Genomic DNA, 22,774 nt, shown 5'->3' with positions numbered 1-22,774 from the left:
CATTTTCTGCATTAATAACAGGCCGAACGACGGGAGAAGTCATGGCAAAAACATCACGATCATTGATGATCGCAAAGGGGCTACAGCGGGTTCTGAACGTGGGGTTGCTGCTATTAGCGGCGATTTTGGTGGTTTTTTTGGTCAAAGAAACCTTTCATTTGGCGAAAGTATTATTCGTCAGCAACGAGGAGTCTTCTTCGTATCAGCTGATTGAGGGGATCGTGATTTATTTCCTCTACTTCGAATTTATCGCCTTGATTGTTAAATACTTTGAGTCGGGCTATCACTTCCCGCTACGCTACTTTATCTATATTGGTATTACCGCGATTATTCGTTTGATCATCGTTGATCATGAGAACCCTTTCGACACGCTGATTTATTCTGCAGCCTTATTATTACTGGTGGTGACCTTGTATCTGGCCAACACCGATCGGCTGAAACGGGAGTAAGCATAAAAATGGCGGCCCAGCAAAGGCCGCCAAAGACACAGTTCTTGATTACCCGTCGTCTTTCAAGCTACAGCGTTGTTACCTGCACTATCTCACCCCAGTCACTTACGAAAAGTAAGCTCCTGGGGATGAGATAGCTTGGTGCCTAGCTGTAACTTGAAATCCATAGGGTAATAGTTAGGAACAAAGTACATCAAACGTATTGCAGTGGCATAAATTAACCTTTCACCCCTCCCGCCGTCAGGCCACCGACCAACCAGCGCTGCGCCAGCAGGAATACGGCGGTGATCGGAATGGCGGATAACACCGCTGCGGCGGCAAAGTCACCCCACAGATAGTTCTGCGGATTCAGATATTGCTGCATGCCGACGGCCAGCGTGTAGCTGTTCACGTCACGTAACAGCAGTGAAGCCACCGGTACCTCGGTGATCGCCGCGATAAACGACAGAATAAACACTACCGCCAGGATCGGGACTGAAAGGGGCAGCAGCACCAGGCGGAACGCTTGCCAAGGCGTGGCACCGTCCAGGGCGGCGGCTTCTTCCAACGAGTTATCGATGGTTTCGAAGTAGCCTTTAATGGTCCAGACGTGCAGCGCAATACCGCCCATATAGGCGAATATCACACCGCCATGGGTATTGAGGCCGATAAACGGAATGTACTGCCCCAGGCGATCGAACAGGGCGTACAGCGCGACTAAAGACAGCACCGCCGGGAACATCTGGAAGATCAGCATGCTTTTCAGCAGGGTGCTTTTGCCACGAAAACGCATGCGGGCAAAGGCGTAGGCACAGGTGGTAGAGAGCGTCACTATTCCCACTGCGGTGATCGCCGCGACTTTAATCGAGTTCCACAGCCATAACAGCACTGGGAAAGGCGGTGGGGTGATACTGCCATCCGCCTGGGTGACGCTCATCCCCAACGCTAGCCGCCAGTGATCCCAGGAGATTTGATCCGGGATCAGACTGCCGGTGGCAAAGTTACCGGAGCGTAGCGAAATCGCTATTACCATCAGCAACGGGAACATGATCAGGGCAATAAAGCTCAGCATCAGAATATGGGTGATCCACAGGCGTACGCGCTGGGATTTGGGTTGCACCATGGCCATTGTCGTTCTCCCTTAGTCAAAGTTCATCTTGCTGGCTTTCAGGTTCAGGATCGCCAGTGCGCCAACCAACAGGAAAATCAGCGTGGCAATGGCCGCCGCCAGCCCGAAGTCCTGACCCCCACCACCTTCAAACGCGATGCGATAGGTGTAGCTCACCAACAGATCGGTATAGCCGGCCGGTGTGGTGGTGCCGATCATGTCTGGCCCGCCGCGGGTCAGCAGTTGGATCAGCACGAAGTTGTTAAAGTTGAAGGCAAAGCTGGCAATCATCAGCGGCGTCAACGGCTTGATCAGCAGTGGCAGGGTGATACGGAAGAAATTCTGCATCGGGCTGGCGCCGTCCATTGCCGAGGCTTCATACAGATCGTCGGGAATGGCTTTCAGCAGGCCCATACACAGGATCATCATGTACGGATAACCCAGCCAGGTATTGACGACCAGGATCATGCTTTTGGCGGTGAGCGGATCGGTGAACCAGGCCGGTTTAATGCCGAACAGTGCGTTGAGCATCAGGTTGATTTCACCGAAGCTCTGGTTGAATAACCCTTTGAAAATCAAAATGGAAATAAACGAAGGCACCGCGTAGGGCAGGATCAGCAACACCCGATACACCGCTTTGCCTTTCAGCGCTTCCCACTGCACCACGCAGGCCAGCACCATGCCTACGGCCACGGTGAGGATCACGGTCATCACCGAGAAAATAATGGTCCAGACAAAGATGGAGATAAACGGCTTCTGGATGCCTTCATCGTTGAGCACCCGTAAGAAGTTTTTCCAACCGATGGTGACGGTATAACCCGGGCTGAGGGTATCGGTGGCCCAATTACCCTCGGCGTTGATGGCCTGATAGAAACCAATCTCCGGGTTAGGGCGATACTGTACCTGGGTCTGGTTATTGGTCAGCGTGCTGCCGTCTTTGGCTAGCGTGTATAACGGGCTGGTACCGGAGAACTGGCGCAGGGAACTCATGCGCAACTCACCACCTTCAGGCAGGATGGCGACAAGCTGGCTCAGTGTTTGGCGATTCTGGGTGATCACGCGCAGCGTAGCGCGCTCACCGGTAGGCTCAGCGCTTTCTACCGCCAATTTCAACGTTTGTGGCTCACTGGCGTTGAGGCTAAACGGCGCAGAAATCAGTAGTTGGCCGCTATCTGGATGAGTTAACTGCAAACGCCACTGTTGGTTCTCTGCCGGATACAGCCCGAAGGTGAAGGTTTTACCGGTCTGGAACTGGCGTTGCATCAGCACCGACTGAGCGCGTTCGAAGGTCAGTTGGTTGGTGCTGCTGTAGTTGGTAAAGGCGATGGCGATGGTACAAATCAGCGGGAACAGGACGAACAGCCCCATTCCGGCGACGCCAGGATAGACGTAACGCCAGGCATAGGCACGGCGGTTGGCGAACACGTAGAGTCCGGCACTGACCAGCACCAGCGTCAGGATGGCGAACAGATATTCTCCCTGTGCATACATCACCACAATCAGATAGCAGGTCACCAGACTGAACAGGCCGACAATCAGCCATTTCAGTATGTCACTCTGCCACCACTTCGATTTTTTTCGCGCGGGTGTTCCGGCGTGAGCAAGTTGCATAGGGCTTTCCTTTCAGGTGTTACCGCGAGAGGCCAACGGCCACTCACACAGCAGGGCAAAGGCGGGCATCACAGCCCGCCAATGGCCAGGGTATTACTTGGTGATACGGGTATGAGCATCTTCCAGTGCGGCTTTCACCGTCTGGCGGCCTGTGATGGCGTTGATCACGGCGCTACGCATTGCATACCAGAAGGTACTCATCTGCGGGATGTTTGGCATGATTTCGCCGTTTTGCGAGTTCTGCATGGTGGCGGCAATCTTCGGATCTTTTGCCAGCTGTTCCTGGAACGATTTCAGCGCCACGGCACCCAACGGTTTGTCTTTGTTAACGTCAGCCAGGCCCTGATCGGTGATCAGGTAGTTCTCCAGGAACTCGGTCGCCAGTTCTTTGTTCGGGCTGGCGGCGTTGATGCCTGCGGTCAGCACGCCAACGAACGGCTTGGACGGTTTGCCCTGGAAGGTTGGCAGCAGCGTGACGCCATAGTTGATTTTGCTTTGCTCGATGTTGGTCCAGGCCCAAGGCCCGTTGATGGTCATCGCCGTCTGGCCCTTGTTGAAGGCGGCTTCGGCAATCGAGTAGTCGGTATCGGCGTTGATGTGCTTGTTCTTCACCAGATCGACGATGAACTGCAGGCCAGCCTGTGAACCGGCGTTGGCTACGCCCACGTCTTTGATGTTGTATTTGCCATCTTCAAACTTGAAGGCATAACCGCCATTGGCGGCAATGACTGGCCAGGTGAAGTAGGGTTCTTGCAGGTTCCACATGATGGCGCTTTTGCCTTTGGCGCGCAGCTCTTTATCCAGCGCCGGGATCTCTTCCCAGGTTTTTGGCGCTTCTTTGATCAGGTCTTTGTTATAAATCAGCGACAGGGCTTCTACCGCGATCGGGTAACCGATCAGCTTGCCGTCAAAGCGTACCGCATCCCAGGTGAACGGATAGATTTTGTCCTGGAAGGCTTTGGAAGGGTGGATTTCAGCCAACAGGCCCGATTGCGCGTAGCCCCCGAAACGGTCGTGGGCCCAGAAGATGATGTCCGGGCCGTCACCGGTAGCGGCAACCTGCGGGAACTTCTCTTCCAGTTTGTCCGGGTGTTCGATGGTCACTTTGATACCGGTGTCTTTCTCAAACTTTTTACCCACCTCGGCCAGGCCGTTATAGCCTTTATCACCGTTGATCCAGATAACCAGTTTGCCTTCTTCTATTTTGGCGAAAGCGGAGGAGGAGAGCACCAGCGTCGTTAATGCTGAAAGCGCCAGCGTGCGTACGGTTGTTGTCATTGTGCGATTCATAAATCCAATCCTTCTGTGGGGACTGCGGTAAGGAGAGCGGTTACGCGCTAATGGTGGGTCACAACCCGCGGTGTTATCATCCTCCCCCCGTCTACGCCCCATGCCTGAGTAGTGTGATCCAGCTAGCAAACCGCCCTATTCTGTGGTGTCGGACACCAAAAGGCAGGGCTATTTTTGCAAGGAAGATCACAGATTTGCCTTATGCCGGGAACTTTCGCCGCGCATCGTCGTTCTCTCATCCTCCCATCTCCTCCCCCATGAAAAATCCTGTTACGGATGATTACCCCTCCTTGCCATTACCTCACTATTGGCAACATTGATTTTTACCGCCCAACGCAGCAGGAACCCGGACCTATGTCACCAGTGCGTACCGCCACTCACCCCACGTTGTACCGGATCCATCCGGTCAGTTTCCGCGATGGAAACGGCGATGGTGTGGGCGACGTGCACGGCATGATGGCGGCGCTGCCCTATCTGAAAGCACTGGCGGTGGACGGGCTGTTATTGCCGCAGGCGTTATCGCCAGAGGCTGGAGCAGAAGTGACCGGGCACGGGCTGGCACTTTGGCACAGTGAAGGCACTCAGCGTATCTGTCGCAGTGCCGCTCCCGAACAGCACTATGCCCGCAGCGCCCTGGCGCTGGAAGTGGTGCCGTTCAGCTGCGAAAAGCTGGTGGAGGTATTGCATACGCATCGCCATCAACTGGGCGAAAAAGTCTGGAGCACTGGCGAAATCGATCAGCCGCGAGTAGTCAGCCATTGGGGGCAAGGCGATCTGCGTTCTGCACAGGCTTTTCTGACCCTGTTGGCATTACTGCCAGCCCCTATCTGTTTGTATCAGGGCGAAGAGCTGGGTTTGCCACACGCGGCGGATCTGCAAGAACCGCAGGGGGCACAAACCCCGATGCCTTGGCATGAAGCGCCAGAGCAGGTCACCGCAGGAGAGATCCACTGGTACCAACAGGTGGCGATAGAACACCGTGCGCTGGCCATCAGCCGCCAGCAGCACGACCACCATTCAACCCTACGTTACTGCCAGGCTCTGTTGGCCCTGCGTCAGCACCCGGTGATCCAATGTGGTGTTCTGAACCAGATCAGCCAGGAAAATGGCGTTATTCGCTTACTTATTACCCATCAGGATCAATGCCTTGAAGCGCTGATCAACCTACAGCCTTATACTCAGCCGGCCGCACCGGCTGAGGCGACCAAGCCTATGGCATGGCAGTACGGTGCGCAGCAAGAGGGTCATCAATGGGTCTTGGCGGGCTTCGGTTCCGCCATCTTCACACGAAATGTTAACTGCGAAAGCAGGGGAGTAACGCATGGCTAGCGTCACACTGCGCAGCGTTTATAAGGCCTTCGGCGAGGTCGTGATTTCCAAAGACGTCAATCTGACTATCGATGACGGCGAGTTTGTGGTGTTTGTCGGGCCATCCGGCTGCGGTAAATCAACGCTGCTGCGCATGATCGCCGGGCTGGAGGATATTACCTCTGGCGATCTGTTCATCGGCGAAAAACGGATGAATGAGGTGCCGCCTTCCGAGCGCGGTATTGGCATGGTGTTCCAGTCTTACGCGCTGTATCCGCATCTGTCCGTGGCCGACAACATGTCGTTTGGCCTGAAGCTGGCCGGGGCTAAAAAAGCGGAAATCAATCAGCGGGTTAATCAGGTGTCCGAAGTGCTGCAATTAGCGCATTTGCTGGACCGACGCCCCAAAGCCCTGTCCGGTGGGCAGCGTCAGCGTGTGGCAATTGGCCGTACGTTGGTGGCTGAACCCGATGTGTTCCTGCTGGACGAACCGCTTTCCAACCTGGATGCCGCACTGCGGGTGCAGATGCGTATTGAGATCTCACGTCTGCACAAGCGGCTGCAGCGCACCATGATTTACGTCACCCACGATCAGGTCGAAGCGATGACGCTGGCCGACAAAATCGTGGTGCTGGACGCCGGGCGTGTGGCCCAAATCGGCAAGCCGCTGGAACTCTATCACTACCCGGCCAACCGCTTTGTCGCGGGCTTTATCGGCTCGCCGAAAATGAATTTCCTACCGGTGAAAGTGACCGATGTGGAAGCGCTGCGGGTACAGATCGAACTGCCGATGCCCAATCGCCAATTGGTATGGCTACCGGTTGAAGGGGAGGGCATTGAGGTTGGGGCCAACCTGTCGTTGGGTATCCGCCCAGAACATCTGTTACCGAGTTCCGAATCTGAAGTGACATTGATGGGTGAAGTACAGGTGGTGGAGCAGCTCGGCAACGAGACGCAAATCCATATCCAAATTCCGGCAATTCGTCAAAACCTGGTTTACCGCCAGAACGACGTGGTGCTGGTAGAAGAAGGTGCAACATTCGCCATCGGCCTGCCGCCACACCGCTGCCACCTGTTCCGCGAGGACGGGACGGCGTGTAAACGGCTGCATCAGGAACCGGGTGTTTAAAGCATCAAGGTCTGTATAACAGGAGAATAATGATGACTACTCTGCGCAAACTTCCTCTGACGCTGGCTGTCGCCGCCGGTGTCTTGTCCACATCAGCGATGGCGGTGGATTTCCACGGCTACGCACGTTCCGGTATTGGTTGGACCGGGAGCGGTGGTGAACAACAGTGTTTCCAGTCCACCGGTGCCAGCAGCAAGTACCGTCTGGGTAACGAATGTGAAACCTATGCGGAACTGAAACTGGGCCAGGAAGTGTGGAAAGAGGGCGACAAGAGCTTCTACTTCGACACCAACGTGGCTTATTCCGTATCGCAACAGTCTGACTGGGAATCCACCAGCCCGGCCTTCCGCGAAGTGAACGTGCAGGGTAAAAACCTGATCGACGCGTTGCCAGGTGCCAACATGTGGGCCGGTAAGCGCTTCTATCAGCGTCATGACGTTCATATGATCGACTTCTACTACTGGGACATCTCAGGTCCTGGTGCCGGTCTGGAAAATATCGACCTGGGCTTCGGCAAGCTGTCTGCCGCCGTGACCCGTAACACTGAATCCGGTGGTTCCTTAGGCTATATCGACAATCAACGTGACGAGCGTCCAACCGTCAACGATACCTTCGACCTGCGTTTGGCTGGCCTTGAGCTGAACCCTGGCGGTACGTTGGAACTGGGTGTGGATTATGGCCGTGCCAATGAGCAGGACGGTTACCACCTGGCCGATGGGGCAAGCAAAGACGGTTGGATGTTTACTGCGGAACATACCCAGAGCATCCTGGGCGGCTACAACAAGTTTGTGGTGCAGTATGCAACCGACTCCATGACCGCGCAGAACAATGGCCGCAGCCAAGGCTCTTCCATTGATGACAATGGCAAGATGATCCGCGTGCTGGATCACGGTGCCATCGACTTCAACGATGATTGGGCAATGATGTACGTTGCCATGTATCAGGACGTTAACCGCGATAATGACAACGGCACCACCTGGTACACCGTGGGCGTGCGCCCAATGTACAAATGGACGCCAATCATGAGCACCCTGATGGAAGTCGGCTACGACAACGTGAAGTCTCAACGTACTGGCGATCGTAACGGCCAATACAAAGTCACCCTGGCACAACAGTGGCAAGCGGGTAACAGCATCTGGTCACGTCCGGCGATCCGTGTTTTCGCGACCTACGCCAACTGGGATGAGAAGTGGGGCTACGCAAACAACGATTCCGGTGCGGGCTACAACGCAGGTACGGCTTATAACGATACCAGCATGCATACCTTCAGCCGTGGTAAAGACAGCGAAGTCACCTTCGGTGCCCAGATGGAAATCTGGTGGTAATACTGGCTTGACGGGAGGGCGCCTGTACGCCCTCCCTCTTACCGTTTAACCGGCAGTAGTGCGCTTGCCTGCCCGCTGCCGGGATATACGCTCAAAGCGAGAGGGTAATAACAATGAAAAAAAATCTACTGTCACTCTGCCTGTCTCTGGCGTTGACCGTCGGCGCACCGCTGGCGACCTATGCCGATACCCCGGCCAACGTTTCCGTCGCACCGGCCATCAGTGCCGCCACCCTGCAAAGTTTGCCTTGGCAGCCGTTGGTACCGCCGGTGACCCAGGATGTCCAACTCAATAACGTCAGCCCACAGATCAACCAGGGCCAGATCCAGGGGGCCGTTGCCGCATTTGCGCTGCCGGCCGATCGGGGATCGCTGGAAATCCAACTGAGTAGTCTGGCCAATAAAAACTCAATCTATGCCCCAAGCGTATTGGTGCTCGATGAACATATGCGCCCGGCGGCCTATTATCCGAGCAGCTATTTTGCTTACCAGCCACCGGGCGTGATGTCCGCCGATCGGCTAGAAGGCACGTTGAAACTGACCCCGGCGCTGGGGCAAAAACAGATCTATCTGTTGGTGTACACCACCCAGCAGGATCTGGCTAAAACCACCACCCTGACCAACCCGGCCAAAGCCTACGCCCAAGGCGTGGGTAACGCGGTACCGGACATCCCGGATCCGATCGCCAGCCACAGCACCAGCGGCACGTTGAAGCTGAAGGTGACGGCAGAACAAGGGGCCAGCAACATCATGATTGGCATGCTGCAATCGGCTCCGGCAACGCCACCGGTCGTGGTGGGTGCTACCGCTCCGGCAGTTGCGGCTCCAGCACCGGTTGTCAGCGCACCGGCAGAGCCGATGCTCAATGACACCGAGGCTTACTTCAATAACGGCATTAAACAGGCGGTCAAGGCGGGGGATATCGATAAGGCGCTGAAACTGATGAATGAGGCCGAAAAACTGGGTTCCACCACCGCTCGTGAAACGTTTATTGGCAGCGTGAAAGGCAAGGGGTAATCCCCCACGCTACCGATGCTGGCTTGATGATTGGTGCGCTTCTGCGCACCTTTTTTCATCTGCCCACCCGCGTTTCCCCACTGATTTCGAGCAGAGGGGGACTGCGTGGCACCAACAGTACGAACTCTCTCGCGTTATGACATCTTCCACTAGGACAGCCTGCCGTTTTACCCCCTGATAATGGGGGATGCGTTACGTCACGAATCTGCCTGCCGCTTTTGCATTTCTGCGTTACAATGGATTTCTGTTAACAGTTTGTATGGCTTGGCGCGGCACGCAGCCTCTGGCCTGGAGTAGCATAATGTCTGGCAATAGGGATCCCATCCTGCCGCCTATTGAGTGGTTGTCTGAACATTCCTCAATACCTGCCGCCGTTAGCGATTGGCTGATGGAGTTAGGTTCCATGACCCGCCGTTTTGAGCGCCATTGTGGCCGAGTGCAGGTAGAACCTCAGCGTGAATGCTTCATAACTCGTGACCAGCTTGCCGAAGAGGCGGTTCATCTGCCACACAGCGAGCGCTATTGGCTGCGTGAGATCGTCTTACTGGGTGACGGCGAGCCCTGGTTGCTGGGGCGTACGGTGATCCCACAGGAAACACTGACCGGGCCGGATCTGGCGTTGGTCGATCTGGGGACGCTGCCACTGGGCCGATATCTGTTCAGCAGTGAAAGCCTGACTCGTGATTATATCCATGTTGGCCAGCAGAAGGATTTGTGGGCACGGCGTTCTCGCCTCCGTCTGGCGGGAAAACCATTGTTACTGACGGAACTGTTTCTACCGGCCTCTCCACTGTATGCGGTGGAAAAGGGCACTCCGGCATAATTAGGGGAGAAAGAACTTTGGAAGGGAGCGTGATTCAAAGCAAATGGCAGGCCTATTGCCATCTGATGCGCATCGATAAGCCGATTGGCACGCTATTGTTGCTGTGGCCTACCTTGTGGGCATTGTGGTTGGCAGGGGGGAAAGTTCCTTCGCCGTCGGTATTGCTGGTGTTTGTGCTTGGTGTTTTCCTGATGCGTGCTGCGGGTTGCGTGGTGAATGACTATGCCGATCGCGCTTTCGATGGGCATGTGAAACGCACCGCAGGCCGCCCGATGCCGAGTGGCCGCGTTAGCGAAAAAGAGGCCAAGATCCTGTTTGTCTCGCTGGTGCTGGTTTCCTTTGCGCTGGTGCTGACGTTGAACGCCATGACCATCTGGCTGTCGCTGGCGGCTCTGGCGCTGGCCTGGGTTTACCCGTTTATGAAGCGGGTGACCAATCTGCCTCAGGTGGTGTTGGGGGCGGCGTTTGGCTGGTCGATCCCGATGGCCTATGCCGCTGTCAGCGAGTCGCTACCACTGAGCTGCTGGTTGCTGTTTCTGGCCAACATTTGCTGGACGGTGGCTTACGATACCCTGTATGCCATGGTCGATCGTGATGATGATTTGAAGATTGGCATCAAGTCTACCGCGGTGCTGTTCGGCCGCCATGACAAGCTGATCGTCGGGCTGTTGCAGTTTGCTACGCTGTTGCTGATGTTGTGGGTGGGTTATCTGATGCAACTGGGGGGCGCGTTTTACTGGTCGCTGTTGCTGGCTGGGGCGTTGTTTATCCATCAGCAAAAGCAGGTGGCAGGTCGCGATCGCGATGCCTGTTTCCGGGCCTTCCTGAATAACAACTACGTTGGCCTGGTGCTGTTCATCGGTATTGCGCTTAGCTACGTGTGATTTGCCCAACGCAAAAAGTAAAAAGGCATCCAATACCGGATGCCTTTTTTCGTGGTAATTGACCTGCAAGTTACTCGTCTTCTTTAACCACTTCAGACGTCAGCGCTGGGGTATTGGTTTCTTCCGGCATGCTGACGCTTTCGATGGTCAACTTGATTTCCGGGGTGATCAGATCGCTCAACATGGTGTAAACCTCCATGGTGTGCTCGCGGATCGCATCGCCAATATCATTGATAAAGCCTTCTTCACGCAGCGTCGCCACCAGGGTGGAGAACACCGCCTTGTCGAAGAATTCTGGCGCGTTGATGCCGTGCAGCACCGACAAACGCTGGGCCATAATGCGGCTCTCTTTCTCCAGGGCACCCCGGTTGATACTTGGGTTGGCGCTGAGGATCGACATGGTGATGGCATAGCGTTGCAGGGTTTCACGCACGCCAGCGGCCAATAGCTGCAACGGGCGGATGCGCGCAGGGTTTAGCACCAGCTCATCGCCTTTGCTACAAATCAGCTGCTGACGTATCAGCTCTTCGATCAGCGGTTGCAGCACTTCGGCTAGCTGTTCTTTTTCGTAACGCAGGAACAGCTCGGCCTTCAGCATCGGATAGATCAGGCTGACCTGACGCAGCAGCTCAACGCGCGATACGCGGCGGTGATGCATCACGATAGAGGCGATTAATGAAGGCAGTACCAACATATGATGGATATTGTTGCGATAGTACGTCATCAGCACCGCCTGCTCGCGCGGCAGAATGATGATGTCGCCGATGTTGTCCTTCTCCACTTCAAACTTGTTCATGTTTAAAGCGTGATCCAGCAACTGGTCTGGCGTTTGCGTTGGTACGGTGGCGTCCGGTGCATAAGGCACGTTACGCATTAACTGTAAGTAGCATTCCAACTGCTCAAGCAACTGCTCACGGGTCAGCGAACGTTGGCGTGAGGCCAGCAGCGCGGTGGAACACAGGTTCATGGCGTTGGCGGCGGCAGCGTTGTTGATGCGCACCATGATCTGAGCCGCCAGATCGTTGACCGATGGCGTCAGCCAGCTTGGGCGCTGTGCTTCGATCGGGTCGATAGACTCACGCCACTGTGGGACGTTTTGGTTCAGGTACGTAGTCAACGGCAGCGGTTCACCAAAGTTTACGTAGCCCTGGCCGAGGTTGCGTAGCTTGCGCAAGCCGCGCACCATTTGCAGCAGGCTCTCTTTCTCTTTGGTCGCGCCACGCAGCTCTTTGGCGTAAGTCCCTACTTCCATCACGTGCTCGTAACCGATATAAATCGGCACCAGGGTGATCGGGCGGGTACCGCCGCGCAGCATGGCCTGAATGGTCATTGACAGGGTGCCGGTTTTCGGTTCCAGCAGGCGACCGGTACGGGAACGCCCGCCTTCAACAAAGTATTCTACCGAGTAACCACGGGTGAACAGCTCACCGAGGTATTCACGAAACACGGTTGAATAGAGTTTGTTGCCCTTGAAAGTGCGGCGGATAAAGAACGCACCCAGGCGGCGGAAGATCGGCCCGGCAGGCCAGAAGTTCAGGTTAATACCCGCTGCGATATGCGGTGGCACCAGCCCTTGATGGTAGAGCACATAGGACAGCAGCAGATAGTCCATATGGCTGCGGTGACACGGCACATAGACGATCTCGTGGCCATCCTGCGCCAGCTGACGCACGCGCTCGGCGTTGGTGACGTTGATACCCTGATACAGCCGGTTCCAGGTCCAGCTCAACACGCGGTCGGACAGGCGCACCGTTTCATAGGAGAAATCGGCGGCAATCTCTTCCATCAGCGCAATTGCGTTCTGCTGGGCCTTTTCGTGGGAGATCTTTTTGCTGCGGGCTTCGTCTTCGATCGCTTTTTCAATCGCCTTGGAGGCCAGCAGCTTTTTGAACAGATCCTGACGGGCAGGCAAGCTTGGCCCAACGGCGGCCAGGCGCTGGCGTGCGAAATGCATGCGTGCGACACGGGCCAGTTTTTGCGCGATGGTCTTATCGGTGCCGTGCTCGGTCGCCATCCGGCGCAGGGACACGGTGTTGGAGAAACGGACAAAACTGTCGCGCCCCAGCCACAGTACGGCGAAGAACTTCTGTACGCCGTTCAGCAGGCGCAGGTGAGGCGTGCCGTGGCCTTCGCGCCCAGGGGAGCGGCCAAACATCACCGATACCGGCAACATCTGAATATCGAGATCCGGGTTGCTGCGGTGCAGATCCAGATAATCGTGGAACAGTTTTACCGATTCTTCTTTGGGGGTGTAATAGCGGAATACGCGTGGGCCATCGTGGATAAACACGTAGCTTGGCAGCACGGTGCCATCGATTTCCAACGGGTTAAGGGGATCGGGCAGATCTTGCGCCAGACACTGGGTGCGCAAGGTGAGTAAATCCGCCTTGGAATTATAAGGTAAAACATACAAAATCGGTCGTGAGGGATCCAACCCTAACTCCGTGACCGGATCTGAAGGGATAACCTTACTTCTTACCAACATTTTTAGTGGTAAGTTCAATATCTTATAATAGATTTTACGCCAACCTGACATGACAACGTGAAGCCTCTTGTTAGCAATTCGCCGCAAGCATACCAGAAACCGGGTAGCAGATCTGTGGCGTTGGGAAATCCACGGCCGTTCACGGCAATGGAAGTACATGGTTGAATTATACCTGATGGATATCAAATTGGCCGCTCTAGCGCATTCATGCGCTCGCGGCATTGGTACGACATAGCTAGGTGATTAAGGTATTCCAACCTTGCTGTATACTGCGCTGCGATAAAAATGTGATTGGGCTGGCAAATCTGTCTGGAACGTTGTGGCTGCAACACGACGGGTACATGATCCATCTTGGAAAAAGGCGTTCTTAATTATGGCAAATCAAGCAACTGGCCTGACGCGTGTCATTAAAGCCGCAGGCTATTCCTATAAAGGTTTAACCGCTGCCTGGCAGAACGAAGCCGCATTCCGCCAGGAACTGGTGGCGACGGTGGTGGCTATCATCGTGGCGGTTTGGCTGGATGTAGGGGCGATAGCGCGCATCTTGTTGATCGGCTCGGTGCTGCTGGTGATGATTGTCGAAATCCTCAACAGCGCGATTGAGGCCGTGGTCGATCGCGTGGGTACGGAATATCACGAGCTCTCCGGGCGGGCCAAAGATATGGGCTCGGCGGCGGTATCGCTGGCAATCATTCTGGCACTGTTCGTTTGGGCTTCGGTACTTTGGCAGCATTTGGCGTGAAAACCAGCGGGTATCGTTGCGATCCCGCTCGCTACCTGCTGATTTTTATTTATTCTTCGGTTCCCAATCCAGACTTAGCTGTATATACTCACAGCAAGACTGTATAAACAAACAGGGGGCGGAATGAAAGCACTAACTACCAGACAGCAAGAGGTCTACGACCTGATTCGCGATCATATTTCGCAAACGGGCATGCCACCGACGCGTGCCGAGATCGCAATGCGCCTGGGGTTCCGCTCACCAAATGCTGCAGAAGAGCACTTGAAAGCACTGGCTCGCAAAGGCGTTATCGAGATCATCTCCGGTGCTTCACGCGGTATCCGCTTGCTGATGGAAGATGAAGAGGGATTACCCCTGGTGGGCCGTGTGGCTGCAGGTGAACCTCTGTTAGCTCAGCAGCACATTGAAGGGCACTATAAAGTGGATCCTTCTCTGTTCAAGCCTAATGCCGATTTCCTGCTGCGCGTTAGCGGCATGTCGATGCGCGATATCGGCATCCTGGATGGCGATCTGCTGGCAGTGCATAAGACTCAAGACGTACGCAACGGCCAGGTTGTCGTCGCCCGCATTGAAGACGAGGTCACGGTCAAGCGCCTGAAGAAACACGGTAACGTCGTCGAACTGCTGCCAGAAAACAGTGAATTCCAACCGATCGTGGTCGATCTGCGCCAGCAGAACTTCACCATCGAAGGCCTGGCGGTGGGTGTGATCCGCAACGGCGACTGGATCTAACCGCTTTACCTCGTATTACAGCCCTTTAAAACGGCAAACCTCGCCCCAACTCTGGGGCGATACATGAGACACTAAGCGGGCGCAGCATGCGGCGCCCTCTACGGTCAAACATGTTCGATCCCTGCAAATTCAGCTACATTGCCACTTTATCTTCAGCTTTAAATCCATGCTTTTACGGGAACATATCGCCATGCGCCTGCTTTCTGCCTTTACCAGTGACACCGACAAAGCTCTGTGGCGTCTGGCATTGCCGATGATCTTCTCCAATATTACCGTCCCCTTGCTTGGCCTGGTGGATACCGCCGTTATCGGCCATCTCGATAGCCCTAGCTACCTTGGCGGGGTCGCAGTGGGGTCAATGGCCACTAGCTTCCTGTTTATGTTGTTGCTGTTCCTGCGAATGAGCACTACAGGGCTGACGGCGCAGGCGCTGGGGGCGCAAGATCCCTACCGGTTGGCTCGCGCCTTTATGCAGCCGTTATTGTTGGCGCTGGTGGCCGGGCTGGCGATTGTGCTGTTGCGAGCCCCGTTGATCACCTTGGCGCTGAACATTGTGGGGGGCGATCGGGAAGTCTTGGTACAGGCCAGGCTATTTTTGGAGATCCGCTGGCTGAGCGCCCCGGCGGCGTTGGCCAATATGGTGTTGCTCGGCTGGTTGCTGGGAGTTCAGTACGTGCGGGCACCGGTGATCCTGTTGATTGTCGGTAACCTGCTGAACATCGTGCTGGATATCTGGCTGGTGATGGGGCTGGGTTGGAACGTGCAGGGGGCCGCGACTGCCACGGTGATTGCGGAGTACGCCACGCTGTTGCTGGGTTTGTGGTTAGCATGGCGGGTACTACACATGCGGGGGATTTCGCTGGCGATGCTGCGCACCGCCTGGCGTGGGGATCTGCGCCGCCTGCTGGCACTTAACCGCGACATCATGCTGCGCTCGTTATTACTGCAACTGTGTTTCGCCTCGTTGACCATTCTGGGAGCCCGCATGGGCGGAGAAGTGGTGGCGGTGAATGCGGTGCTGATGAATCTGCTGACCTTTACCGCCTACGCGCTGGATGGTTTTGCCTACGCGGTGGAAGCCCATTCCGGCCACGCCTATGGTGCGCGAGACGGGCGGCAACTGCGTAAAGTATGGCGTGCCGCCTGTCGGCAGGCTTGCCTGGTTGCCTGTGGTTTTGCCGTTATTTATCTGTTCGCCGGGCATCATATTGTGGCGGGCTTAACCTCGTTACTGGAGTTGCGTGCGCTGGCAAACCATTATCTGCCTTGGCAGGTGGTGCTGCCTCTGGTGGGAGTGTGGTGCTACCTGTTGGATGGCATGTTTATCGGCGCCACCCGTGGCGCAGAAATGCGTAATAGCATGGCGGTAGCCGCAGTGGGCTATGGGCTGACGTTGTTCACCTTGCCGGTATTGGGCAACCACGGTTTATGGCTGGCTCTGGCGGTATTCCTGGCACTGCGCGGGGCTGCTTTGGGCTGGGTATGGCACCGTCATAGCGTGCAAGGCACCTGGTTTTCATCTCCATTAGCAATGGATAGGCCAGATTAGTTGATGATACGGTATGAGCATTCACATTTGGTTACATGCGATGGGGGCTGTTTTGGTTCGCTTGCTTACTGTTTTAATGGCGTTTTTTGCTATTGAGACTTTTCCTAACCCTATTTCATGCTGCTTTTTTGGCGATTTTCGTGATGGGTGACTATAGTTAATCACGTGGCTGGCGAATTAAGCCCGCGCTTAATTGGCAACGGACGCATTAGATAACCTTAATTTGACTCAGTTAAGTCCAGCCAGATTTATCTAAAACTGACAACCAAGAGTAACGGAGAGATTATGAACAAAGATCAAGCCGACGGTAACTGGAAGCAGTTTAAAGGTAAAGTGAAGGAAAAATGGGGCAAGCTGACCGATGACGATATCACCGTTATCGAAGGGAAACGCGAACAGCTGGTCGGTAAAATCCAGGAACGCTATGGCTACCAGAAAGAGGCAGCCGAAAAAGAAGTCAAAGCCTGGGAAGAGCACAGCAAGTATCGTTGGTAGCGCGATGAGCCGCTGAGTATTGCGGCGCTACGACACCATCCGGCCTGGCAGATTTCCCCCCTGCCACGGCCACGGGAACAAGGACGTACCCGCTCCCTCCTGGAATCCAATCCGCTTATTTTTTCTTTACCACAATGCTGTGGTCATGATCGCAATCGTGTTGGTTCTCACAATTTTCTACTACCACACAGGCAGAACACAGACCGTGGGCTTCCACTACGCTGTGGCGCAGCACAAACCCTGATTCTTGAGCCAGTTTCTGCAAGGTTTCTTCCACCCCTTCGGTAGTGCGCTCCGTGACCTGTCCGCAGCGATCGCAGATAAACAGGGCAGAGGTATGCATAGGTTGTTCGAAGTGGTGGCACAGCACATAGCTGTTTGCCGATTCAACGCGGTGGATAAATCCCTGTTCCAGCAAGAAATCCAGTGCACGATAGACCGTAGGTGGTTTGGCCTGCGGCTCTGCCACACGCAGTAAATCCAGCAAGTCGTAAGCGCTGATGGCGCCGGGTTGCTCAGCCATCAGGCGTAACACTTCCAGCCGTTGCGGGGTCAGTCGCACGTTGCGTTGCTGACAGAGTTGTTCAGCCTGCGCGAGCAGCTTTTCCTGGTTGGTTGAGTTCATGGCAATTATCCGGCTACGCAAAGAAGCCGATTTTATCATGTTTCAACGCAATCGCCGAGGGTTGCCCCGCTTTCCATGGATAACGCGGCAAATCGGGCGATTTTCCGCAGCAAGACTTGTCAGAATGAGATACAGGTCACGATTTTTCGCTTTATGGCATAGGTTCCACTCAGGCGCGGCGGTATAACCCGTAAGGTGTCAAACCTTTCAGGAGCCTGGGATGTCAGAAAGAGAGAAATTGCTGCGTGGCGAGGTGTATAACAGCCGTGATGATGAGCTGATTGCCATGTACCATCAGGCGCGGAGCCTGACTAAACAGCTCGCAGCGTTGGACTCACATCAGTCTGAAGAGAAACAGCGTCTGTTGCGTGAGCTGCTTGCGGCCTGGGGGGATGACAGCTGGATTGAATTACCGTTCTGGTGCGACTACGGGCAGCATATCAGCATTGGCAGGAACTGTTTTATCAACGTCAATGCGGTGTTTCTTGACTGCAACACCATCACCATTGGCGATAACACGCTGATTGGCCCTAACGCGCAAATCTACACGCCAAGCCATCCGCTCAAGGCCAGCGAACGTTTTACCGGCAATGCCGATTTCCCGTTCCATACCTCAGCCAAGCCGGTGGTGATTGGCAGTAACGTCTGGATTGGCGGCAACGTAGTGATCCTGCCTGGTGTGACTATTGGTGATGGCACTACCATTGGCGCGGGCAGCGTGGTGACCGAGGATATTCCGGCTAACGTGTTGGCGCTTGGGCAGCCGTGCCGCGTGATCCGACAATTGGAATAGGGCCTAGTGAACACGTTGCCGCTCTGAGATCCTAATCAGAATGAACGACGGTTTCCCCAAGAGCGTCGATTGTCGTTATAATAGCCGTTTGCGGCATCGGCACAGCGCGTCGGTTGTCGAGTCCCGGACTTATCAGGTAGCCAGTAACTCAGCATGACGAAAGATATTAACAACACCCAATACGCCGCCAATCGTTTCTCCATTGCCCCTATGCTGGACTGGACCGATCGCCATTGCCGTTATTTCCATCGCCTGCTGAGCAAGGAAACGCTGCTGTACACCGAAATGGTGACTACTGGTGCGATCATCCACGGTAAAGGTGACTACCTGGCATACAGCGAGGAAGAGCACCCCGTGGCTTTGCAGCTTGGGGGCAGCGATCCGGCAGCACTGGCGCACTGTGCCAAACTGGCGGAACAGCGTGGTTATGACGAGATCAACCTTAATGTTGGTTGCCCGTCAGATCGGGTACAGAACGGTATGTTTGGTGCTTGTCTGATGGGGCAGGCGACCTTGGTGGCCGACTGTATCAAGGCGATGCGCGACGTGGTGTCGATCCCGGTGACGGTAAAAACCCGTATTGGTATCGATGACCAGGACAGCTATGAGTTCCTGTGCGATTTTGTCTCTACCGTTGCTGGGCGTGGGGAATGCGATATGTTCACCATTCATGCCCGTAAAGCCTGGCTTTCCGGCCTGAGCCCGAAAGAAAACCGTGAAGTCCCTCCGTTAGACTATCCGCGTGTTTATCAGTTGAAGCGTGACTTCCCGGCGTTGACCATTGCGATCAACGGCGGCGTGAAAACGCTGGAAGAAGCCCAACTGCATCTGCAACATCTGGACGGTGTGATGATGGGGCGCGAGGCGTACCAAAATCCAGGTATTCTGGCGCGGGTGGACAGCGAGATTTTCGGCCGCCAGAGTGAGGTGATGGACAGCGTGGCGATTATCGAATCGCTGTATCCGTACATCGAGCGCGAGCTAGCGAACGGCACCTATCTGGGCCACATCACTCGCCATATTCTTGGTTTGTTCCAGGGGATCCCTGGTGCGCGGCAGTGGCGCCGTCATTTGAGTGAAAATGCCCATAAGCCAGGAGCCGATGTGCGCACCGTCGAACAGGCTTTGGCTCTGGTGCGTTCACCGCGCACTGAAATGGCATAATCGGCAAAAAACTTGACTAAAAGTTGGTTTTTTTGACTAATGGCGTCACCAGGTGTGGCGCCATTTTTTCATTATTTCAATAAGTTATCATTAATTTCAAGTTGGCACGTTTCTTGTAAAGAACAAGACAGACCTATTGTTTTGCCAAGGAGCAACCCATGTTAGAACTGTTCTTTCTGATCGGCTTTGTCGCCATGCTGCTGGTAACCGGTATTTCACTGCTAGGCGTGATGGCTGCGTTATTTGTGGCCGCGGCTTTTATGCTACTGGGCGGGCTGTTTGCCATGGTGTTTAAACTGCTGCCGTGGCTGATCCTGGCGGTGGTTGGCGTGTGGATATACCGTTCTATGCAGAAACCACAGATACGGCGCTATTAAGATTTTTTGCCGAAATATCAGTCAGTCACGTTGAAACTCACCAGGCAGATTGCTTGCCAGTGTGGCGGGGATCACAGCTTGATGTTTTAAATGCGAATGCGGCACATTAATCATATTTTTTACTTATCGAGGCTGCTAGGATGACTCCCGCAGCAGTGATGCTCATCATTTTCATCACCGCGAGAGCTGACAAGAGTGTTGCTTAAAGCAACCCCCATCTCTGGCGGACTCTGCTCTACCCCTACAAAGCGCAGTAAACTAGAAAGGGCCCCTTATGGGGCCCTTTCTTTATTGGCGCTATAGACCAGGGATCAGCAGGCTGGAGCCGCTGGTCTGGCCGCTTTCCAGGATCTGGTGTGCTCGCTGGGCATCTGCCAACGCAAACTTCTGCGCTTCCTTCACGTCAACTTTGATCGCACCACTGCCGATCAGTGAAAACAGCTCGTTACTGGCAAACTGCAATTCCTGACGGTTGGTGATGTAACCGTTGAGCGAAGGGCGGGTGACGTAAAGTGAGCCTTTCTGATTGAGCAACGCCAGATCGACGCCGGTAACCGGGCCGGAGGCATTACCAAAGCTCACCATCAGCCCGCGGCGCTTCAGGCTGTTCAATGAATCCTGCCAGGTGCTTTGCCCTACGGAGTCATAGACCACGTTAACCTTTTCGCCGTTGGTTAGTTCAGCTACGCGCTGGGAGATGTTTTCCTGGCGATAATTGATGGTGGCCCAGGCGCCGGCACGTAATGCCTGCTCGGCTTTCTCGTCAGAACTCACGCTGCCGATCAGTTTGGCGCCCAACGCTTTGGCCCACTGGCAGGCGATCAGCCCCACCCCCCCGGCGGCGGCATGGAACAGGAATACCTCGCCCGGCTTGACCTCATAGGTTTGGCGCAGCAGATAATGTACGGTCAACCCTTTGAGGAACGAGGCGGCACCCTGCTCGAAAGTGAGGTTATCTGGCAGGATAGCTAACTTTTCCAACGGGACGTTGTGAACTTCGCTGTAAGCACCCAATGCGGACTGAGCATAAACTACGCGATCGCCCGGTTTGACCGCGCTGACACCAGCCCCAACCTTGATGACCACTCCAGCCGCTTCGGTACCTAACCCGCTTGGGAAGTTGGCCGGTGGGTACAGGCCGCTACGTACGTAGGTATCGATATAGTTGATACCGATCGCCTTGTTCTCGACCTGCACCTCCCCCGCGGCGGGATCGACAGGAGTAAAATCAACATACTGCAGCACTTCCGGGCCGCCGGTGGCGGAGAATTGGATGCGTTTTGACATGTCGCTACCTCATTCAAATGACTGTTTTCACCCTACGCTTTTCAGCCTGGACTATCTAGCTCGTTGCGCAGTGATTAATCCTTTTTTGCGTAGGTTATGTCGCGGGAATCATGGCTGAAAATCACGTATACTCTTGCGTCAGCTACCCCCCATTCGCAACTGAATAAAGAATAGGCTTCATGGCAGGCAAAAAACCAACCAACAAGACAAACACGTACGAACCCAGAGACCGCCAGATGGAAGGGCTGAAGATGCCGCCACATTCGCTGGAGGCGGAGCAGTCCGTGTTGGGCGGTTTGATGCTGGATAACGAACGCTGGGATAACGTGGCGGAGCGCGTGGTCGCCAACGACTTCTTCAGCCGTCCACACCGCCTGATCTTTACCGAAATGCAGCGTCTGCTGGAGATGAGCCGGCCTATCGACCTGATCACACTGTCCGAGTCGTTGGAACAGAGGGGCGATCTGGAGACGGTGGGCGGTTTTGCCTATCTGGCCGAATTATCGAAAAACACCCCAAGTGCGGCCAACATTGGTGCTTATGCCGACATCGTGCGTGAACGTGCGGTCGTCCGTGAAATGATCTCCGTCGCCAACGAAATCGCCGATGCGGGTTACGATCCGCAAGGCCGCAGTAGCGAAGATCTGCTCGATCTGGCCGAATCCCGGGTATTCCAGATCGCGGAAAACCGTGCCAGCAAAGATGAAGGCCCCAAAGGCATCGAACGTATTCTGGAAGATACCGTCGCCCGTATCGAGCAGCTCTATCAGCAGCCGCACGACGGTGTTACCGGCGTAGATACCGGCTATCACGATCTCAACAAGAAAACTGCCGGTCTGCAAAAGTCTGACCTGATCATCGTCGCGGCCCGCCCAGCAATGGGTAAAACCACCTTCGCGATGAACCTGTGCGAACACGCCGCGATGACGCAGGATAAACCGGTGCTGATCTTCAGCCTGGAGATGCCCTGCAACCAGATCATGATGCGTATGCTGGCCTCGCTGTCGCGCGTGGATCAGACTCGCATCCGTACCGGCCAATTGGATGATGAGGATTGGGCGAGGATCTCGAGCACCATGGGGATCCTGCTGGAGAAGCGCAATATGTATATTGACGACTCCTCTGGCCTGACGCCCACCGAAGTGCGCTCCCGCGCGCGGCGTATTTTCCGTGAACATGACGGGATCAGCCTGATCATGATCGACTACCTGCAGTTGATGCGCGTACCATCGCTCTCCGACAACCGTACCTTGGAAATTGCCGAAATTTCCCGCTCGCTCAAAGCTTTGGCGAAAGAGCTACAGGTGCCGGTGGTGGCGCTGTCGCAGTTGAACCGTAGCTTGGAACAGCGTGCTGATAAGCGCCCGGTCAACTCCGACCTGCGTGAATCCGGCTCCATCGAGCAGGATGCCGACCTGATTATGTTCATCTACCGTGATGAGGTTTATCACGAGAACAGCGATCTGAAAGGGATTGCCGAAATTATTCTGGGTAAGCAGCGTAACGGCCCGATCGGTACCGTACGCCTGACCTTTAACGGCCAGTGGTCGCGCTTCGATAACTACGCGGGGCCACAATATGATGATGAATAATCAGCTAAGGA

At 55.0% G+C, this 22,774-nt stretch carries 21 protein-coding genes; 15 read left to right on the top strand and 6 right to left on the bottom strand.

Annotated features, from left to right (window positions below; translation table 11 throughout):
• Positions 1 to 41 precede the first annotated feature (41 nt).
• Positions 42 to 449 carry a phosphate-starvation-inducible protein PsiE gene (gene psiE, locus WN53_RS05500; protein ID WP_024483995.1) on the top strand — a complete coding sequence of 136 codons (408 nt, stop codon included), beginning with the start codon at positions 42 to 44 and terminating at the stop codon, positions 447 to 449.
• A gap of 217 nt (positions 450 to 666) precedes the next feature.
• Here the strand turns inward: psiE and malG are convergent, their stop codons facing one another.
• From malG to malE, 3 genes are all read right to left on the bottom strand, one after another.
• A complete protein-coding gene (gene malG, locus WN53_RS05495; RefSeq protein ID WP_024483994.1) occupies positions 667 to 1,557 on the bottom strand; it encodes a maltose ABC transporter permease MalG in 891 nt (296 codons plus the stop codon).
• Positions 1,558 to 1,569: 12 nt separating this feature from the next.
• The gene (gene malF, locus WN53_RS05490) at positions 1,570 to 3,147 is read right to left on the bottom strand and encodes a maltose ABC transporter permease MalF (RefSeq protein ID WP_024483993.1); all 1,578 of its coding nucleotides are present in this window, start codon (positions 3,145 to 3,147) and stop codon (positions 1,570 to 1,572) included.
• A gap of 93 nt (positions 3,148 to 3,240) precedes the next feature.
• Positions 3,241 to 4,437, bottom strand: a complete 1,197-nt coding sequence (malE, locus tag WN53_RS05485; RefSeq protein WP_024483992.1) for a maltose/maltodextrin ABC transporter substrate-binding protein MalE — start codon at positions 4,435 to 4,437, stop codon at positions 3,241 to 3,243.
• Positions 4,438 to 4,791: 354 nt separating this feature from the next.
• On the opposite strand from malE, the gene WN53_RS05480 reads away from it, so the two are divergent.
• The 6 genes from WN53_RS05480 (at position 4,792) to ubiA (ending at position 10,922) form a co-directional block, all read left to right on the top strand.
• Positions 4,792 to 5,766, top strand: coding sequence for an alpha-amylase family glycosyl hydrolase (locus WN53_RS05480; RefSeq protein WP_024483991.1), 975 nt, complete (start codon positions 4,792 to 4,794; stop codon positions 5,764 to 5,766).
• On the top strand, positions 5,759 to 6,874 hold the full coding sequence (gene malK / locus WN53_RS05475) for a maltose/maltodextrin ABC transporter ATP-binding protein MalK (protein WP_024483990.1): 1,116 nt from the start codon (positions 5,759 to 5,761) through the stop codon (positions 6,872 to 6,874). The genes WN53_RS05480 and malK overlap by 8 nt, the downstream gene beginning before the upstream one ends.
• A gap of 29 nt (positions 6,875 to 6,903) precedes the next feature.
• On the top strand, positions 6,904 to 8,199 hold the full coding sequence (locus tag WN53_RS05470; RefSeq protein WP_152526583.1) for a maltoporin: 1,296 nt from the start codon (positions 6,904 to 6,906) through the stop codon (positions 8,197 to 8,199).
• A 113-nt stretch (positions 8,200 to 8,312) separates the two neighbouring features.
• On the top strand, positions 8,313 to 9,215 hold the full coding sequence (gene malM / locus WN53_RS05465) for a maltose operon protein MalM (RefSeq protein ID WP_024483988.1): 903 nt from the start codon (positions 8,313 to 8,315) through the stop codon (positions 9,213 to 9,215).
• A gap of 301 nt (positions 9,216 to 9,516) precedes the next feature.
• Positions 9,517 to 10,038 (top strand): chorismate lyase, encoded by a 522-nt coding sequence (gene ubiC / locus WN53_RS05460; protein WP_024483987.1) that lies wholly within the window; start codon positions 9,517 to 9,519, stop codon positions 10,036 to 10,038.
• A gap of 17 nt (positions 10,039 to 10,055) precedes the next feature.
• Positions 10,056 to 10,922 (top strand): 4-hydroxybenzoate octaprenyltransferase, encoded by an 867-nt coding sequence (ubiA, locus tag WN53_RS05455; RefSeq protein ID WP_024483986.1) that lies wholly within the window; start codon positions 10,056 to 10,058, stop codon positions 10,920 to 10,922.
• A 70-nt stretch (positions 10,923 to 10,992) separates the two neighbouring features.
• On the opposite strand, the gene plsB is transcribed toward ubiA, so the two are convergent.
• Positions 10,993 to 13,458: a glycerol-3-phosphate 1-O-acyltransferase PlsB gene (gene plsB, locus WN53_RS05450; protein WP_024483985.1), complete on the bottom strand. Its 2,466-nt coding sequence runs from the start codon at positions 13,456 to 13,458 to the stop codon at positions 10,993 to 10,995.
• Between the two features lie 322 nt (positions 13,459 to 13,780).
• Between plsB and WN53_RS05445 the strand changes: the two genes are divergently transcribed.
• From WN53_RS05445 to WN53_RS05430, 4 genes are all read left to right on the top strand, one after another.
• Positions 13,781 to 14,149, top strand: coding sequence for a diacylglycerol kinase (locus WN53_RS05445; protein WP_024483984.1), 369 nt, complete (start codon positions 13,781 to 13,783; stop codon positions 14,147 to 14,149).
• Positions 14,150 to 14,272: 123 nt separating this feature from the next.
• On the top strand, positions 14,273 to 14,881 hold the full coding sequence (gene lexA, locus WN53_RS05440; protein ID WP_021180815.1) for a transcriptional repressor LexA: 609 nt from the start codon (positions 14,273 to 14,275) through the stop codon (positions 14,879 to 14,881).
• A gap of 190 nt (positions 14,882 to 15,071) precedes the next feature.
• On the top strand, positions 15,072 to 16,430 hold the full coding sequence (dinF, locus tag WN53_RS05435; protein ID WP_024483983.1) for an MATE family efflux transporter DinF: 1,359 nt from the start codon (positions 15,072 to 15,074) through the stop codon (positions 16,428 to 16,430).
• Between the two features lie 285 nt (positions 16,431 to 16,715).
• Positions 16,716 to 16,925, top strand: a complete 210-nt coding sequence (locus WN53_RS05430; protein WP_024483982.1) for a CsbD family protein — start codon at positions 16,716 to 16,718, stop codon at positions 16,923 to 16,925.
• Between the two features lie 115 nt (positions 16,926 to 17,040).
• Here the strand turns inward: WN53_RS05430 and zur are convergent, their stop codons facing one another.
• On the bottom strand, positions 17,041 to 17,550 hold the full coding sequence (gene zur, locus WN53_RS05425; protein ID WP_024483981.1) for a zinc uptake transcriptional repressor Zur: 510 nt from the start codon (positions 17,548 to 17,550) through the stop codon (positions 17,041 to 17,043).
• A gap of 220 nt (positions 17,551 to 17,770) precedes the next feature.
• On the opposite strand from zur, the gene WN53_RS05420 reads away from it, so the two are divergent.
• From WN53_RS05420 to pspG, 3 genes are all read left to right on the top strand, one after another.
• Positions 17,771 to 18,343 (top strand): sugar O-acetyltransferase, encoded by a 573-nt coding sequence (locus tag WN53_RS05420; RefSeq protein WP_024483980.1) that lies wholly within the window; start codon positions 17,771 to 17,773, stop codon positions 18,341 to 18,343.
• A 153-nt stretch (positions 18,344 to 18,496) separates the two neighbouring features.
• Complete coding sequence (dusA, locus tag WN53_RS05415) at positions 18,497 to 19,507, top strand: tRNA dihydrouridine(20/20a) synthase DusA (RefSeq protein WP_024483979.1); 1,011 nt, start codon at positions 18,497 to 18,499, stop codon at positions 19,505 to 19,507.
• 158 nt (positions 19,508 to 19,665) lie between these two features.
• Positions 19,666 to 19,884, top strand: a complete 219-nt coding sequence (gene pspG / locus WN53_RS05410) for an envelope stress response protein PspG (protein ID WP_021180810.1) — start codon at positions 19,666 to 19,668, stop codon at positions 19,882 to 19,884.
• Positions 19,885 to 20,181: 297 nt separating this feature from the next.
• Here the strand turns inward: pspG and WN53_RS05405 are convergent, their stop codons facing one another.
• Positions 20,182 to 21,171 carry a quinone oxidoreductase gene (locus WN53_RS05405; protein ID WP_024483978.1) on the bottom strand — a complete coding sequence of 330 codons (990 nt, stop codon included), beginning with the start codon at positions 21,169 to 21,171 and terminating at the stop codon, positions 20,182 to 20,184.
• 179 nt (positions 21,172 to 21,350) lie between these two features.
• Between WN53_RS05405 and dnaB the strand changes: the two genes are divergently transcribed.
• Positions 21,351 to 22,763 (top strand): replicative DNA helicase, encoded by a 1,413-nt coding sequence (gene dnaB / locus WN53_RS05400; RefSeq protein ID WP_024483977.1) that lies wholly within the window; start codon positions 21,351 to 21,353, stop codon positions 22,761 to 22,763.
• Positions 22,764 to 22,774 lie beyond the last annotated feature (11 nt).

It is taken from the genome of Serratia fonticola (genome assembly GCF_001006005.1).
GTDB lineage: Bacteria > Pseudomonadota > Gammaproteobacteria > Enterobacterales > Enterobacteriaceae > Chania > Chania fonticola.
This window is presented reverse-complemented; position numbering and strand designations above follow the sequence as displayed.

Bases quoted from the DNA above. Each gene is read 5' to 3' on its own strand.
- psiE (WP_024483995.1), top strand. From the start codon at position 42: ATGGCAAAAACATCACGATCATTGATGATCGCAAAGGGGCTACAGCGG.
- malG (WP_024483994.1), bottom strand. From the start codon at position 1,557: ATGGCCATGGTGCAACCCAAATCCCAGCGCGTACGCCTGTGGATCACC.
- malF (WP_024483993.1), bottom strand. From the start codon at position 3,147: ATGCAACTTGCTCACGCCGGAACACCCGCGCGAAAAAAATCGAAGTGG.
- malE (WP_024483992.1), bottom strand. From the start codon at position 4,437: ATGAATCGCACAATGACAACAACCGTACGCACGCTGGCGCTTTCAGCA.
- WN53_RS05480 (WP_024483991.1), top strand. From the start codon at position 4,792: ATGTCACCAGTGCGTACCGCCACTCACCCCACGTTGTACCGGATCCAT.
- malK (WP_024483990.1), top strand. From the start codon at position 5,759: ATGGCTAGCGTCACACTGCGCAGCGTTTATAAGGCCTTCGGCGAGGTC.
- WN53_RS05470 (WP_152526583.1), top strand. From the start codon at position 6,904: ATGATGACTACTCTGCGCAAACTTCCTCTGACGCTGGCTGTCGCCGCC.
- malM (WP_024483988.1), top strand. From the start codon at position 8,313: ATGAAAAAAAATCTACTGTCACTCTGCCTGTCTCTGGCGTTGACCGTC.
- ubiC (WP_024483987.1), top strand. From the start codon at position 9,517: ATGTCTGGCAATAGGGATCCCATCCTGCCGCCTATTGAGTGGTTGTCT.
- plsB (WP_024483985.1), bottom strand. From the start codon at position 13,458: ATGTCAGGTTGGCGTAAAATCTATTATAAGATATTGAACTTACCACTA.
- WN53_RS05445 (WP_024483984.1), top strand. From the start codon at position 13,781: ATGGCAAATCAAGCAACTGGCCTGACGCGTGTCATTAAAGCCGCAGGC.
- lexA (WP_021180815.1), top strand. From the start codon at position 14,273: ATGAAAGCACTAACTACCAGACAGCAAGAGGTCTACGACCTGATTCGC.
- dinF (WP_024483983.1), top strand. From the start codon at position 15,072: ATGCGCCTGCTTTCTGCCTTTACCAGTGACACCGACAAAGCTCTGTGG.
- WN53_RS05430 (WP_024483982.1), top strand. From the start codon at position 16,716: ATGAACAAAGATCAAGCCGACGGTAACTGGAAGCAGTTTAAAGGTAAA.
- zur (WP_024483981.1), bottom strand. From the start codon at position 17,550: ATGAACTCAACCAACCAGGAAAAGCTGCTCGCGCAGGCTGAACAACTC.
- WN53_RS05420 (WP_024483980.1), top strand. From the start codon at position 17,771: ATGTCAGAAAGAGAGAAATTGCTGCGTGGCGAGGTGTATAACAGCCGT.
- dusA (WP_024483979.1), top strand. From the start codon at position 18,497: ATGACGAAAGATATTAACAACACCCAATACGCCGCCAATCGTTTCTCC.
- pspG (WP_021180810.1), top strand. From the start codon at position 19,666: ATGTTAGAACTGTTCTTTCTGATCGGCTTTGTCGCCATGCTGCTGGTA.
- WN53_RS05405 (WP_024483978.1), bottom strand. From the start codon at position 21,171: ATGTCAAAACGCATCCAATTCTCCGCCACCGGCGGCCCGGAAGTGCTG.
- dnaB (WP_024483977.1), top strand. From the start codon at position 21,351: ATGGCAGGCAAAAAACCAACCAACAAGACAAACACGTACGAACCCAGA.